At 67.8% G+C, this 12,746-nt stretch carries 15 protein-coding genes; 8 read left to right on the forward strand and 7 right to left on the reverse strand.

Annotated features, from left to right (window positions below; genetic code table 11):
- Positions 1 to 51 precede the first annotated feature (51 nt).
- Both HPY32_RS33290 and HPY32_RS33295 read left to right on the forward strand, forming a co-directional pair.
- Positions 52 to 1,278: a PucR family transcriptional regulator gene (locus HPY32_RS33290; protein ID WP_067590063.1), complete on the forward strand. Its 1,227-nt coding sequence runs from the start codon at positions 52 to 54 to the stop codon at positions 1,276 to 1,278.
- Between the two features lie 119 nt (positions 1,279 to 1,397).
- Complete coding sequence (locus HPY32_RS33295) at positions 1,398 to 2,297, forward strand: SAM-dependent methyltransferase (RefSeq protein ID WP_067595981.1); 900 nt, start codon at positions 1,398 to 1,400, stop codon at positions 2,295 to 2,297.
- Positions 2,298 to 2,404: 107 nt separating this feature from the next.
- Here the strand turns inward: HPY32_RS33295 and HPY32_RS33300 are convergent, their stop codons facing one another.
- From HPY32_RS33300 to HPY32_RS33315, 4 genes are all read right to left on the reverse strand, one after another.
- Complete coding sequence (locus HPY32_RS33300; RefSeq protein WP_067590060.1) at positions 2,405 to 2,647, reverse strand: hypothetical protein; 243 nt, start codon at positions 2,645 to 2,647, stop codon at positions 2,405 to 2,407.
- A 33-nt stretch (positions 2,648 to 2,680) separates the two neighbouring features.
- Complete coding sequence (locus HPY32_RS33305; protein WP_067590057.1) at positions 2,681 to 3,331, reverse strand: hypothetical protein; 651 nt, start codon at positions 3,329 to 3,331, stop codon at positions 2,681 to 2,683.
- A gap of 135 nt (positions 3,332 to 3,466) precedes the next feature.
- Positions 3,467 to 3,748: a hypothetical protein gene (locus HPY32_RS33310; protein WP_067595980.1), complete on the reverse strand. Its 282-nt coding sequence runs from the start codon at positions 3,746 to 3,748 to the stop codon at positions 3,467 to 3,469.
- Between the two features lie 495 nt (positions 3,749 to 4,243).
- On the reverse strand, positions 4,244 to 5,041 hold the full coding sequence (locus tag HPY32_RS33315; protein WP_067595979.1) for an SAM-dependent methyltransferase: 798 nt from the start codon (positions 5,039 to 5,041) through the stop codon (positions 4,244 to 4,246).
- Between the two features lie 403 nt (positions 5,042 to 5,444).
- On the opposite strand from HPY32_RS33315, the gene HPY32_RS33320 reads away from it, so the two are divergent.
- Both HPY32_RS33320 and HPY32_RS33325 read left to right on the forward strand, forming a co-directional pair.
- On the forward strand, positions 5,445 to 5,678 hold the full coding sequence (locus HPY32_RS33320) for a DUF397 domain-containing protein (RefSeq protein ID WP_067590050.1): 234 nt from the start codon (positions 5,445 to 5,447) through the stop codon (positions 5,676 to 5,678).
- 92 nt (positions 5,679 to 5,770) lie between these two features.
- Entirely contained in the window at positions 5,771 to 6,679 is a 909-nt protein-coding gene (locus tag HPY32_RS33325) for a Sco1979 family transcriptional regulator (RefSeq protein ID WP_067590047.1), read from the forward strand.
- Positions 6,680 to 6,818: 139 nt separating this feature from the next.
- On the opposite strand, the gene HPY32_RS33330 is transcribed toward HPY32_RS33325, so the two are convergent.
- Positions 6,819 to 7,058, reverse strand: coding sequence for a hypothetical protein (locus tag HPY32_RS33330; RefSeq protein WP_231951708.1), 240 nt, complete (start codon positions 7,056 to 7,058; stop codon positions 6,819 to 6,821).
- Between the two features lie 847 nt (positions 7,059 to 7,905).
- Here HPY32_RS33330 and HPY32_RS33335 point away from each other — a divergent pair.
- On the forward strand, positions 7,906 to 8,691 hold the full coding sequence (locus tag HPY32_RS33335; RefSeq protein WP_082871523.1) for an acyl-CoA thioesterase domain-containing protein: 786 nt from the start codon (positions 7,906 to 7,908) through the stop codon (positions 8,689 to 8,691).
- 9 nt (positions 8,692 to 8,700) lie between these two features.
- Here the strand turns inward: HPY32_RS33335 and HPY32_RS33340 are convergent, their stop codons facing one another.
- Positions 8,701 to 9,531, reverse strand: a complete 831-nt coding sequence (locus tag HPY32_RS33340) for a hypothetical protein (protein WP_197696540.1) — start codon at positions 9,529 to 9,531, stop codon at positions 8,701 to 8,703.
- Positions 9,532 to 9,801: 270 nt separating this feature from the next.
- Here HPY32_RS33340 and HPY32_RS33345 point away from each other — a divergent pair, with 270 nt between their 5' ends.
- From HPY32_RS33345 to HPY32_RS33355, 3 genes are all read left to right on the forward strand, one after another.
- Positions 9,802 to 10,191 carry an STAS domain-containing protein gene (locus HPY32_RS33345; protein ID WP_067590040.1) on the forward strand — a complete coding sequence of 130 codons (390 nt, stop codon included), beginning with the start codon at positions 9,802 to 9,804 and terminating at the stop codon, positions 10,189 to 10,191.
- Between the two features lie 170 nt (positions 10,192 to 10,361).
- Positions 10,362 to 10,793, forward strand: coding sequence for an ATP-binding protein (locus HPY32_RS33350; protein ID WP_067590037.1), 432 nt, complete (start codon positions 10,362 to 10,364; stop codon positions 10,791 to 10,793).
- Entirely contained in the window at positions 10,783 to 11,577 is a 795-nt protein-coding gene (locus HPY32_RS33355) for an RNA polymerase sigma factor SigF (protein WP_067590034.1), read from the forward strand. The genes HPY32_RS33350 and HPY32_RS33355 overlap by 11 nt, the downstream gene beginning before the upstream one ends.
- 15 nt (positions 11,578 to 11,592) lie before the next feature.
- Here the strand turns inward: HPY32_RS33355 and HPY32_RS33360 are convergent, their stop codons facing one another.
- A complete protein-coding gene (locus HPY32_RS33360) occupies positions 11,593 to 12,618 on the reverse strand; it encodes a baeRF2 domain-containing protein (protein ID WP_067590031.1) in 1,026 nt (341 codons plus the stop codon).
- Between the last annotated feature and the right edge of the window lie 128 nt (positions 12,619 to 12,746).

The following is a 12,746-nucleotide window of genomic DNA, read 5'->3' on the forward strand; positions in this document are numbered from 1 at the left end:
GGTGCGTACGACCACCTCGAGCAGTACTCGGTATGAAAGTGCAGGGCCATCATGACCAGCACCCCGTCGGCCGGGATCCCGACCCTGTCCGGGCGGCCGGTGGCCGCCTCGCTGCGTGACGCCTGGGGGTTGTCGCGGCAGCTGGTCGAGCATTTCATCGAGCACGTCGCCTCCTGCGGCACCCTGCCCGACGACGTGCTGCACGGCGACGTCGTCACCGTCACCCGGGTCTGTGTCGAGCTGGCCACCAGCATGTTCGACGGGCGCGACACCGCCGAGCAGGTCGCCCGCGTGCGCGCCGCCGCCACCGAGTGGGCCCGCGAGGGCATTCCCATCGACACCATCCAGCGCGCCGTGTTCGAGGGCGTCACCATCTGTTTCGATCTGGTGTTCGCGCAGGCGACCGCCGACGACCACGCGGTGGTGGTACCCACCGCGCGGCGGCTGCTGGAGGTCTTCGACGCCATCGCCTCGGCCGTGTCGCTGGCCTACGTCAAGGAGTTCCGCGCCGTGGTGAGCGAGCACCACACCGCGGTGCACACGCTCACCTCCGCGCTGCTCGGCGGCCACCCCACCGCGACCATGGCCCGCGAGTGCGGGCTCGAGATCGCGCCCGCGTATCACGTACTGGCACTATCGATTCCGCCGCATCGCGACGAGGGCGATCCGCGCATCGACGGCAGGGTGGTCGCGCGCCGAAAACTCAGGCGGGTGCAGGCGGAACTGGCCACCCGGTGCGGCGAGTCCGCGCTGTCGCTGCTCAGCGTCGACGGTGGCACCATCCTGTTACCCGCGCCCGAATTCGACGACGACCGGCTCGACGATCTGACCGCCCGCCTGGCCCGCGCCGCGCAGGTGCCGATCCGGGCCACCGTGGTGCACGCCGCCCCCGAGGAGGTGCCCGGCGCGGCCGATCGGGCGCACGAACTGCTCGACATCGTGCACCGGCTCGACTGCGTGCCCGGCCTCTACCGCTTCGACGATCTGGCCCTCGAATACCAGCTCACCCGGCCCGGCCCCGGCCGCGAATACCTGGGCTCGCTGCTGGATTCGCTCGACGACTATCCCGATCTGCTGGTCACCCTGCAACGGCACATCGCCAACAATATGAACCGGCAGCGCACCGCGCGCACCCTGCACGTGCACACCAACACCATCGACTACCGGCTCAAGCGGGTGGGGCAGCTGACCGGTTTCGACCCGAATCAGCCGTCGGGCCTGTGGTATCTGCGCTCGGCGCTGGTGGCGCGCAGCTACCGGAGCGTCCGAGGCGGATGATCGGCGCCCGGCCCGCGCGATTGTCGGATTCCACGACGCGACCGGTCTTTCCTGTCGGATTTCGGCGCCGTACCGCGCCGTAGGTGCCGACCGTGCCCGCCGCCGGTACGTTGGCGATTATGCGTACCGATGGGGATTCCTGGGACATCACCACCAGCGTGGGGTCCACCGCGCTGTTCGTCGCCGCGGCCCGCGCCCTGGCCGCGCGCGAGCCCGATCCGCTGGCCGTCGACCCGTTCGCCGAGGTCTTCGTCCGCGCCGCGGGCAGGGAGTGGGTCGAGCTGCTGGAGGACAAGAACCCCGAACATCCGCTGTTCGACCCGAATTTCGGCATACCCTTCCGACTGTTCCAGGCGGCGCGCACCCGCTACTTCGACGCGTACTTCCGGGAGGCGGTCGCCGCCGGGGTGCGGCAGGTGGTGATCCTGGCCGCGGGCCTGGATTCGCGCGCCTACCGGCTGCCCTGGCCGGACGGCACCGTGATCTACGAGCTCGACCGGCCGCAGGTGCTGGAATTCAAGCGCGAGACCCTGAGCGCGCACGGCGACAAGCCGCTCGCGCAGCGCCGCGAGGTGGCGGCCGACCTGCGCGAGGACTGGCGCAAGGCGCTGCGCGACAGCGGTTTCGACCCGTCGCAGCCCACCGCCTGGCTGATCGAGGGACTGGTGATCTACCTCCCCGCCGCCGCCGTCGACCAGCTGTACACCGATATCGAGCAGGTGAGCGCCCCCGGCAGCCGGGTCGCCATCGAGCAGATGGAGCAGCTGTCGGAGGCCGCCCGCGCGGTCTTCACCGGCAACCCCGACGACTCGGCCGAGGCCCGCACCGAATGGTTCCAGCTGATCTACAACGACCAGCGCACCGACGCCGCCCAGTGGTTCGCCGACCGCGGCTGGCACGCCGACCACATCGACCTATCGGATTACATTCGCGCCCAGGGCCGCTCACTCCCCGACCCCACCCCCGGCACCCCCCAAATATCCGACCTGGTCAGCCTGGTCACAGTCGTACGCCCCTGAGCCGCAACATATCCGGATCCCCTACGTATCCACACTCGGTCCCGGCGTGCTTTTGGCCGGGACCTCCCGCAAGATTCCGGCCAAAAGCGTGCCGGAATCACAGACAATCACAGCCGGACCTCCTCGCGGAGCGAGGTCGGCACCGGGGGCGGCGTGAACAGCGGCGATATCAGCGGAAGCGGTGTGACGGCGGGTCTTTCGGGCGCCGTCCGCACGTGCGATCCCAGGAGGATCAGCGCGAGCGCCACGAGCGCGACGGCGAATGCCAGGCGCATGCCGACCACGATCCGGTTGCGGCGGTTGTGGTCCCGCTGCGGCCCGGGTCTGCCCGGGTGGTCGTCCGTCCCCATCGTCCCCCCTCGTTCTCGATGCCCGTGCGGCGGTTACTTGCCGTCGGGGTGACCGACGGTGGCCAGCGCGGTGGTCCAGTCGGTGGCGATGGCGTCCTGCGCGGCGGTGAGCGCCACCTTGCCGCCGCACACCAGCGAGTGCAGCCGGTTCTCCACGGTGTCCTTCGGGTTGGTGGGACCCGAGCCGGACCGGTGGCCGGGGGAGGGCGGCTCCACCCACAGATTGCGCGGATCATCGGGATCCCCACCGAGTTCCAGCGACACCAGGTGGTCGTACTCAGCATCGCGCAGCGGGCCGGTGAAGGCGTAGGACTTGGCGTTGGCGTCCTTCTCCCGATCGGTCACGTTCGCCGGGGGCCGGATCGAGGAGGTGTAGCCGCTGCGGCAGATGGTGTCGGCGATGGTGTTCGCGGATACCTTGGGGTTCACCGCCCCGGGCGTGCAGGCCGGGTCGGGGAGCGGTTGCCCGTCACCGGTCTTGCGGTAGTGGCAGCCGCCGGGCGCGGGCTGCTGCTGCACGATATAGGTTCCCGACGGGCCGGGACCGACCGGTACGTGCCCGGCCGGGCGGTCCGCCGAGTGCGGTGTCGTCGCCTGGACGACCGACTTCGAATCCTGGTGGGAGCAGCCACCGATGGCCAGCGGCAGCAGGAGAGCTACCGCCACGAGAGCGCGCGCAGACATGACTTCCTCGGGGCCGAACCTTCATCAGCTACCAATTGTGGGGCATGGCAGCCGAATCCGGGGCGGCTCGGGGAAGGGGGGAATACCGCTACCGTTCCGTCACGTCACGAAATCGTCTCCGGCGGAACGGGTGCGTCACGATCCGATAATGGAATTCATAATGGTTCCGGCGCTGGTGGCGACGACCCCGCCGACCAGGGCGCCCGCGATCATCTTCGGCGACTGCAACGCCCCGCCGCTCCACTTCTCCCAGGCGAACCGTCCCCCCGCGTAGATGATGGCGGTGGTGCCGGACAGCAGTACGAACCAGGTGAAGTACCGCACCAACTTCATGATCTTGTCCGCCGCCGGGGGTGTTTCCGGCGTCGGGTTCGTGATCTGGGCGAGTACGAATTCGTATGCGGCCGTGATGATCATGATCAACTCGTTCGGCATGACGATGCGACGTCCACCATGGTATGACCGCGAGCTGTGATCGGACACAGGTTTCCCGGTCGGTAACTACGAATATAGCGACCGACCGGCACGATTAATCGTAGTCGAGCCCCGCTGACAAATACGCCGCCGCGGCGATCCACTGACGGCACCCGACATGACGATCGTGGGTGCGCAGGATGGCTCTGGCCCGGCGGTAAGTGAGATCCCGTGGTTCCACCGCGCAGTCATCCGAAGTGTCGGCGCTGCCGATGAAATCGCATGTACCCGAATGCTGGAGCAGTTGGTTCATGGGATGCCTCTGCCGTTTCGCGAAGGGTAACGGTGGTGGCGACGTTGGCTCGGGGCTCCCATCGGATCCGGCGCTGACCGGCCATCCTCGTCGCAGACGAGTTTAGGTTTGCGGACAGTGCAGATGCAAGCACATCTGCACTGTCGCACGGCGCGTCGCTCCGGAATGTATCCGTCAGGCGTAATTCAGGGCTTGCGTGCCACCCCGCCGTAGGCGGCGACATCGCGAACGGTCGCCAGCTCGATTTCGGGCCGCCGCCAGTGGGTGATCTTGCCGAAGCCGGGCTCCAGCAGCTCGAGCCCGTCGAAAACGCCCCTCAGCTGGTCCTGGGTGCGGGGAATGTAGGGCACGCCGCCCGATTTGGCGTATTCCTCGCACATTCGGACGTAATAGGGACTGTCGGTGGTGCCGTCCCAATACACCAGATGACTGCCGGACGGCACCGCCGCCATCACGGTGCGCACGATCCGCAGCAGATCGTCGTAGGTCTGCGCATGGCCGAGCACACCCATGAACATCACGCCGACGGGCTGGGTGAGGTTCAGGATGTTGTGGGCCGCGTCGAGGATCTGCTCGGGCGTGTTGAAGTCGGCCTCGATATAGGTGGTGACGCCCTCGTCCGTGGTACTGGTCAGTAGGGCCCGGGCGTGGGTGAGCACCAGGGGATCGTTGTCCACGTAGACAATTCGGGCATCCGGGGCAATGCTCTGCGCCACCTCGTGGGTGTTCTGCATGGTGGGCAGGCCGGTGCCGATGTCGAGAAACTGGCGAATGCCCACCTCTCCGGCCAGATGGCTGACCGCGCGAATGAGGAACTTGCGGCTCTCGGTCGCCATCTCGCCGATATCGGGATCGATCTCCAGGCTGGCATCGCCGACCTGTCGATCGATGTCGTAATTGTCCTGACCGCCCATCCAGTAGTTCCAGATTCGTGCGGAATGCGGGATGTCGGTGCGGATCTCGGTGTTGTGCCCTGTGGGCATGATCAACTCCTCAATGAGAATCCCCTGGTCCCGCCGGGATTCGGCGGGCGCGAAGCGGGGGCCTGTATGCCTGATCTGCGCATGTGACAGTACAAGATTCAACCCCGTCGACGAGGTGGGATGGACGGTGGAGAATAACTGCCCCATTGCCTCTTAACAGACTGGTCGGATGGTGACTGTGGCGATTCCACCACCATGTGGAGCGTTGGAATCAAGATCGAAGCCGTTGGGCCCCTTGCTGTTTCCGTTTTTCGCTAGGTCTCGATCCTCGGCAACCCACGTGCTATCGTTTGGGTGTCAGTTCAAATGCAAGAACATCCGCGCGAACATTTGCAAACACTGACCAGTCGCTACTCGAGGGCGACGCGCGGATCTATGGAGATCACTGAGCAGGGAGGCAGTCATGAGCGAGTCGATGGCAAGTGGTGCTGAGCTCTTCTCGGGCGCGAAGTGGCGCAAGAGCACATTCAGCAATCCGAGCGGTAACTGTGTGGAGGTAGCCGATCTGGCGAACGGTCTGGTCGCTATGCGCAATTCACGCGACCCCGAGGGCGGTGTCCTCGTCTACACCCGTCCGGAGATCGATGCATTTCTGCGCGGCGCGAAGAGTGGGGAGTTCGACGATTTGGCGCGCTGAGCGGTAACATTGGCATTCGGCGCGGTGTGGTTCGCGACGAGAGCGGTTGTGGCCCTCACTGCCGGTGATCGTCGAGCATCGGAGTAGACCTCATGATCGCAGAACCCGTCCGGATCGGCCGCGTGGAATCGCTTGTCGCGGAACGTGGTCCGACCGCGCTTCGGATCGCGGTCGGCGGCCAGCTCCGCAAACTACGAGAAGAACGCGGCATCACGCGTGAGGCCGCGGGTGAGCACATCCGCGGCTCTCACGCGAAGATCAGTCGCCTGGAGCTGGGCCGAACGGGCTTCAAGGAACGCGACATCCGGGATCTGTTGAGCCTCTACGGCATCGACGACCCGGACCAGCGCGAGCTGTTCCTCGATCTGGTCCGCAAGGCCAACCAGCCCGGGTGGTGGCACCGCTACAGCGACCTGCTGCCACCCTGGTTCGAGACCTATCTGGGCCTGGAGCATGCGGCGAAGGCCATTCGTACCTTCGAGGGCCAGCTGGTCCCGGGCCTGCTCCAGACCGAGGAGTACGCCCGCGCGGTGGTCGCGCTCGGGCACGAGAATTCCGAGACGGCACGGCGTGTCGAGCTGCGGTGCAAGCGGCAGGAGATTCTGGAGCGCCGCGGCGGGCCGACACTGTGGGCGGTCATCGACGAGGCCGTGCTGCATCGGCCCATCGGCGGCCAGGATGTGCTGCGCGCGCAGCTGGCCCACCTGGTCGACATGTCGTCCAAGCCCAATGTGACGATTCAGATCCTGCCGTACGCGGCGGGCGGGCATGCGGCGGCGGGCAGTTCGTTCACCATGCTGCGCTTCGCCGAACCCGAACTCCCCGACATCGTCTATCTCGAGCAGCTGACCAGTGCGCTCTACCTGGACCGGCAGCAGGATCTCGAACTGTACCGGCAGGTCATGGACCGGCTGAGCGTGCAGGCCGAGCCGCCGGAGCGCTCGCGCAAGGTGCTCGACCAGGCGCTGGCCGACGCCGAGCGGGGTGCCGAACGGGCCTGAGCCCCGGCACAACCCGAGCCTCGACGCGGTAGGGGCCGCCGACCACTGGTCGGCGGCCCCTACCACGTCGAGCCCTCGGACATACGTCGCGGCTGTGGGGAGCCGCGAATCATGACCCGTGACGCATCGCGCGGGACGACTACTGCCGGATGCAGCTGGATGCGATGCGCCAGAATGCCTCTGGCTGCATCGTATGGAAGTCCCAATCGTTCACCATGGCGTGCGCCGTGGTGACGATGCGATCGATGTCGAAGTCGTCGCGGGTGGCCGCGCCGGTGGACTCGACCGCGTCGATCACGAAGCGAGTCGCGGTCTCCCGCGAGTAGATGTGTTGCTCGGTCCGGTTTCTGTCCATAATTCCGAGCCGGCCGAGGTCCATTGGCTGGTTCATTCGAACGCCCCTGACGCCAGGCCGCGAGCTATCCGATGGCTGAATAGGCCCCGGGTTCGCCCTACGGCTCCCTGGTAGTCCCCTGTATTGCCTTGCCAGAAAGAGTCTAGGTCTGCGTAAGGTGCAGGTGCAAGTACATCTGCAACCTCGAATATGCACTCGCAGAGCACTTTTCGGCTGCTGAAGGATAGCTATTCGGGTTGCATGATGCTGGACCAACCCAATAATCCCACCTGGTTGGTGCGCCGCCCGAGGACCCGTGCGAGATGAATAGCGGTAACCGCGGCGCAGATGCTTCCATTCGCGGCCGTCCGAGGTGGTCTCCCGCCCGGTTCCAGAAATTTGCGGACCCGTCGACCACTGTTTGTTGCCCCCTCCCCACACGGATGAACACCGGGGCGTGTCGCCACTCCCGGCGGCCCGTGTCCGGCCCAACGGGCCTTTGCCGGGCCCCGGATGCCCTCGTGCCGCCCGCCCCGGCCGCTCGATGACACCGGGCGTCTCGGTCTCACCGCCGCGTCCCTGCCGGGGCAACCGAGCGGGTCGCGGCGCCCTTCGAGAGCACCCCTGGCAACCCTGTCGATATGGCCCGAATCGGTTGTCGGGCAACTGACGAGCACGCCCCACCTCACCGCCGACCGAGACCGAAATGACAACGGTTCGCGAAGGTATTTCCCGAAGAAAACCGAGCGCCACGAGAAGCTACCCAGGAATTACGACCGCTCACCAATGACCACTCCGCCGAGAACCCTGCCAGAAAGATAATCAGGGGTATTTCTGTTGCAGTACAAGAAGATCCCGGCCAAAAGCATGCCGGGATCAGGATGGGACCCGAATGGAACTTGTTTCATTCGGCTGCGCTATTCTCCAGGGCAGGAACAAGATCGAACGGCGGTGGTCGTTCGGTGAGGTAGATCGGCACGGCGGCGGCGGTCTGGTCCCGGTGCGTCTGACGGTGGATCTCTTCAAACCCGCTCGGATGCGTCGGCTGGCGGTGACCACTCGGATAGTGCGGGAGGGCAATCGGATTCGGCTCGCCGAGGCCACGGTGATGCAGGACGACGCACCGGTGGCGCGGGCCGCGCTGGTATTCCTGCGGCCCGCCGAGCAGCCGCCGGGCGTCGTCTGGACCCGCGATCACGAACCGGTGCCGCCGGATCCGGGAATGGCCCGCCCGCCGGGCCACGTGCCGCTGTGGAGTAGCGATGCCTCCGGTAACTGGTCGGCGATTCCGTCGGGGCACGAGGATTCCAGCCGCAAGCGCACCTGGCAGCGGCCGCTCGACGTCCTCGCCGGGGAGACCGGATCGCCGTTCGTGCGGGCCGCGATGGTGGGCGAGCAGACCAGCATGGTGACGAACTGGTCGGACCTGGGGGTCGCGTTCATCAATACCGATCTGACGCTGGCGCTGGCCCGGATGCCGATCGGTCCCGATATCGGCGTGGAGGCCGATAATCACCTCGGCGGCAACGGAATCGCGGTCGGCTCCGCCACGCTGTTCGACCGGCACGGGGTCTTCGGGACCGGGCTGATCACCGCGGTGGCCAATGCGGGGCGTCGGATTACTGCGGGGCGCTTGGACGAGGTTGTCGGTGTGGCGGGGCGGGGTTCGGTGTTCTGAGGCGTGCGCTTATACGGTGCGGCGGTAGTCCGCCCAGCGGCGGGCCGCGTCGCGGAGGCTGCGGGTCCAGATGTTGGGGCGGCGGGCGGCGGTGGCGGTCCACTCGGCGGCCAGGGCGGTTGCGAATACGCGGAGGTCGCGGGGGGTGGCGGCGTGCCAGGCGGGGACTCGGGCGGCCCAGTGTTCGGCCTCGACCGGATGCTGCCCAGCAAAGATCAGCCAGACGATCCAGCAGCCGGGATCGATCCAGGGGGCGCCGCGGGTCGCCCACGGCCAGTCGACGAGCCGGGCCGCGCCGGACTCGGCGATCAGCACATTGCTGTAGTTCCAGTCGGTGTGCAGCAGCGCGCCGCCGGCCAGCAGAGCCCGCTCGGCGGGATCGGAAAGGTATGCGCCCCAGCGGCGTTCGGCATCCTTGAGCTCGAGCTCCGGCGGACAGGGCAGCCGACCCAGGTCGGCCATGGCCGCGGCCGTCGCGATCAGATCGGCGTCGATCCGGTAGTCCGCGAAATGTCCTGCGATATAATCGAATCCGAGCAGATCCCAGCCGTCCGAGGCGATCTGCCAGCGCACCCCGGGCCCGATCGGCACCACGTAGGGGCCCAGGGCGGCCTCGCGATGCTGGGTCCACACCTCGGGATCGTCGGTGCGCATCCCCTTGATGAACGTCGGGCCGTCGCCGGTGTCGACCACGGCCGCAAGGTGACTGCTGAATCCGGCGATGACGGACTCGGCATGTCGGATCGGGCCGGTGACCGATTCGACCGCCGCGCGCGTGGCGGGCGGCAGTTGCTCCCAGCTGCGACGCTCCGAGGAGGTCTGCGCCCGATCGACTGTCACTCCGAACATCTACCGCGAATCAGGGGCCCGGGCAAGCATGACCGGAGCATCGCCGCCGGTTTGTTTCCTGTGTGCGTGCACCTGCGCGTACAGGGTGCGTGAAGGTTGCCGGACGCGATCTCGAGCGAGCGATAGCAACCGATTGGCAAACTCGATGGGGGAGTTGATGATCGAGCGGCCGCTATTTCGGTACGGCGCCGTGAAGATCCGGGGCGGCCGTGCCACAATGGGAAGGAGGAACTGGAATCCCCTGGTAGGGAGGCTCTGGTTATGCCTGCAATCGCCGTTCTGCACCGCCGGACGTATCCGGTGGCACGGGACGCACCCGGCGACCCGCCGACAGCGGACCGGCATCCGCACCACGCCGTGGTGCGAGTCGAGGGTGAGCTGGACGCGGCGGTTGTCGGAGAGTTCCGCAAGGCCCTCGATCAGGCCCTCACCCCCGGTTCCCGCGCGGTAATCCTGGACTTCGGGACGGCGCGGTTCCTGAGCATCGAGGCGGCACACGATCTGGTCGAGGCCAAACGTCACGCCGCGGTGCTGGGGGTCGATCTCCGGATCGTCGCGGGCCGCCGGGAAGTGGAGCGAGTGCTGGAAGTGACGGGCGCGCGGCCACTGTTCCGCTACTATCCCTCGGTGCAGACCGCCCTGCGGGCCTGATCACCGGCCCGAATCGTACCGGGCACATTTTCGAAACGGTCTATTGCTCCCCATGTTTCGCGATTCCGAGGCCGGGTAAGCGGCCACGGACGACGCGACCGGTCGGAGAGGTGGCGGTGTCGCGCGCCGCTCGCGGGCGGTCGCGGCCGGATGAGGAGAGGGACGTGACGATGAGCGAATGGGTGTCGAGGTCGTACGCGCGAACTTCGACCGTCGGCATCCGGGTGCCCGCCGATCTGGGGCAGCTCACCATGCTGCGCGCGCTCGCCGAAACCGTCGCGCTGATCGCGGATTTCGCCCTCGACGAGGTCACCGACATCCGGGTCGCACTGGACGAGGTCAGCACCGCCCTGATCGCCGCCGCCGTGCCCGAGTCGGTGCTCGACTGCGAGTTCGGTATCGACGGGGACCGAATGACGGTGCGGGTCAACGTGCTCGCCGAGATCGACGACCCGCTCGACGAGAACGGCTTCGGCTGGCACGTGGTGCGCACCATCACCGACGGCATCAGCTCCCACACCGAGCCCTTCGACGGCCTACGCGGCGGTTACCCCACGATCGTCGAATTCGGCCGTGCCCGAGGTGACATCGATGGCGGATGACCGCGGACAGCGCCGGTCCGCCCGCGACAGCTACGACGATATCGAGACGGTCTTCGCCGAGCTGGCCGCGCTCGGCCCCACCGACCCACGGCGAGAAGCGGTGCGGGAGAAGGTGATCGCGCTGTGCATGCCGCTGGCCGACCACATCGCCCGCAGATTCTCCGGCCGCGGCGAGGGCTTCGAGGACCTGCGGCAGGTGGCGCGGGTGGGCCTGGTGCAGGCGGTGGACCGGTTCGATGTGACGCGGGGCTGCACGTTCCTGTCCTTCGCCGTGCCCACCATCATGGGCGAGGTGCGCAGGCACTTCCGCGACAACACCTGGGCGGTGCGAGTCCCGCGGCGCACCAAGGAGATTCAGATCTCGCTGGGCGCCGTCGTCGAAACCCTCACGCAGCGGCTGGGCCGGATGCCCAAGGCCAGCGAGATCGCCGCCGAGCTCGGCGTGGACCTGGTGGAGGTCACCCACGCGCTCATCGCCGGCAACGCCTACCAGATGTCGTCGCTGGACGCGGTCACCGCCGACGACGGCGAGAACACCCCGCTGTCGCTGATGGAGGTGCTGGGCGCCGACGAACCCCGCTACGCCCTGGTCGAGGAGTTCCTGGCGGTGAAGCCGCTCATCGCCGAGCTGCCCGAGCGCGAGCGCACTGTGCTGCTCATGCGCTTCTTCGAGGCGCGGACCCAATCCCAGATCGCCGCGGCGCTGGGCATCTCGCAGATGCAAGTCTCCCGCATCCTGTCCAGGACGCTGAGCTGGCTACGCGCGGAGGCGCTGCGGGAGTGAGGTTTTCACCGAATGTCAGCCGTGGCGCAGCAGTGCCCCGACACCGTCGGCGGGCAGGCACCGGCGGTCGGTGGGGACGACATCGGCGCGGCTCGCCAGCGCGGCCAGCGGAAGGGCCTCGTCGGCGCGGCGCAGCCAGGTGTGGCCCAGGGCGATGTCCTGCGGGGCCACCTGGGTCGGATCCGCGCCCACCCGGACCTTCTGGTCGGTCAGTCGTTCCGGATCGACGAGCAGGACGTCGGCATCGGCGGCGCGCAGGGCGGCGGTGGTAGCGGCCAGGCCCTGCACCGCGAGCGCGGGCGAGCGCCGCAATTCCTGGGCGAAGCAGTCCACCACCGCGCGGCGGCGCAGTTCGGCCTCTTCCCGGAGGATGCGGCGGACGTCGACATCGATCGTGCGCCGGTCGGAATCCGATGCGCGCGTGACGGTTTCGAGTGCTACGATGCGGCGGCCGCGCGGCGCCAGGGCGTCGGTGAGGGCGCCACGCTCGGCCACCGCACCGCCCACCAGCACCAGCGTCGCCCCGGCGCGATCGGCCAGCCGGGTCGCCTCCGCCGCGACGGCGGCGATCGAGTGCGATACCGACTCCCCGGTGTGCCGCCGGAGCTCTCGCCACGGTCGGTCGCCGATCCGCTCACCCCGGCCGTTCACCGCGACCAGATCGGCGCCGTCCCGGTCGATCAGGACGATCACGTAGGGGGTGCGCGGCTGCCGCAGCCCGAGCAGCGGAATCAGGTACGGCAGCGCGGAAAGCCGCAGGATCTGGCGCCGGGGTGGGGTCGGCAGCGCCTCGGTGAGCAGCACACCGTCGCGGGCGGCGATGACCGCGCACCCGACCGGACCCGGCGCCAGGCCCGCCAGCGCGCCGTCGACGGCGGCGACAAGCGGTGGGGGAGCGCCCTTTTCGGTCAAAATGCCGTGAACTGCCCGGCGCTGTAGCCGGTGCCGGGGCGCCGCGTCCCCGGTGGCCGCGCTGTCGATGTAGACCGACGCGAAGGGGCCTTCGTGGTCGGCCAGCTCCCGCAGACTCGAAGTGACCACATCGATGGCGTACCCCGCGTGCGCACCCGCAATCCTCGGTGTCGACCGGTGTTTACCGCCCGATCACGCCGGAACCGGACACGGTCCGGAATAGCGGTGAATTGTGTTCGTTCCCAAGCGAATCCGCG

The sequence above is a fragment of the Nocardia terpenica genome (assembly GCF_013186535.1).
Classification (GTDB): Bacteria; Actinomycetota; Actinomycetes; order Mycobacteriales; family Mycobacteriaceae; genus Nocardia; species Nocardia terpenica.

Coding starts and splice junctions, on each gene's coding strand:
- HPY32_RS33305 (WP_067590057.1), bottom strand. CDS start 3,331: ATGTCTGCGCGCGCTCTCGTGGCGGTAGCTCTCCTGCTGCCGCTGGCC.
- HPY32_RS33330 (WP_231951708.1), bottom strand. CDS start 7,058: ATGGACCTCGGCCGGCTCGGAATTATGGACAGAAACCGGACCGAGCAA.
- HPY32_RS33355 (WP_067590034.1), top strand. CDS start 10,783: ATGGCGGATGACCGCGGACAGCGCCGGTCCGCCCGCGACAGCTACGAC.
- HPY32_RS33315 (WP_067595979.1), bottom strand. CDS start 5,041: ATGCCCACAGGGCACAACACCGAGATCCGCACCGACATCCCGCATTCC.
- HPY32_RS33290 (WP_067590063.1), top strand. CDS start 52: ATGACCAGCACCCCGTCGGCCGGGATCCCGACCCTGTCCGGGCGGCCG.
- HPY32_RS33300 (WP_067590060.1), bottom strand. CDS start 2,647: ATGGGGACGGACGACCACCCGGGCAGACCCGGGCCGCAGCGGGACCAC.
- HPY32_RS33310 (WP_067595980.1), bottom strand. CDS start 3,748: ATGATCATCACGGCCGCATACGAATTCGTACTCGCCCAGATCACGAAC.
- HPY32_RS33320 (WP_067590050.1), top strand. CDS start 5,445: ATGAGCGAGTCGATGGCAAGTGGTGCTGAGCTCTTCTCGGGCGCGAAG.
- HPY32_RS33325 (WP_067590047.1), top strand. CDS start 5,771: ATGATCGCAGAACCCGTCCGGATCGGCCGCGTGGAATCGCTTGTCGCG.
- HPY32_RS33335 (WP_082871523.1), top strand. CDS start 7,906: ATGGAACTTGTTTCATTCGGCTGCGCTATTCTCCAGGGCAGGAACAAG.
- HPY32_RS33350 (WP_067590037.1), top strand. CDS start 10,362: ATGAGCGAATGGGTGTCGAGGTCGTACGCGCGAACTTCGACCGTCGGC.
- HPY32_RS33345 (WP_067590040.1), top strand. CDS start 9,802: ATGCCTGCAATCGCCGTTCTGCACCGCCGGACGTATCCGGTGGCACGG.
- HPY32_RS33295 (WP_067595981.1), top strand. CDS start 1,398: ATGCGTACCGATGGGGATTCCTGGGACATCACCACCAGCGTGGGGTCC.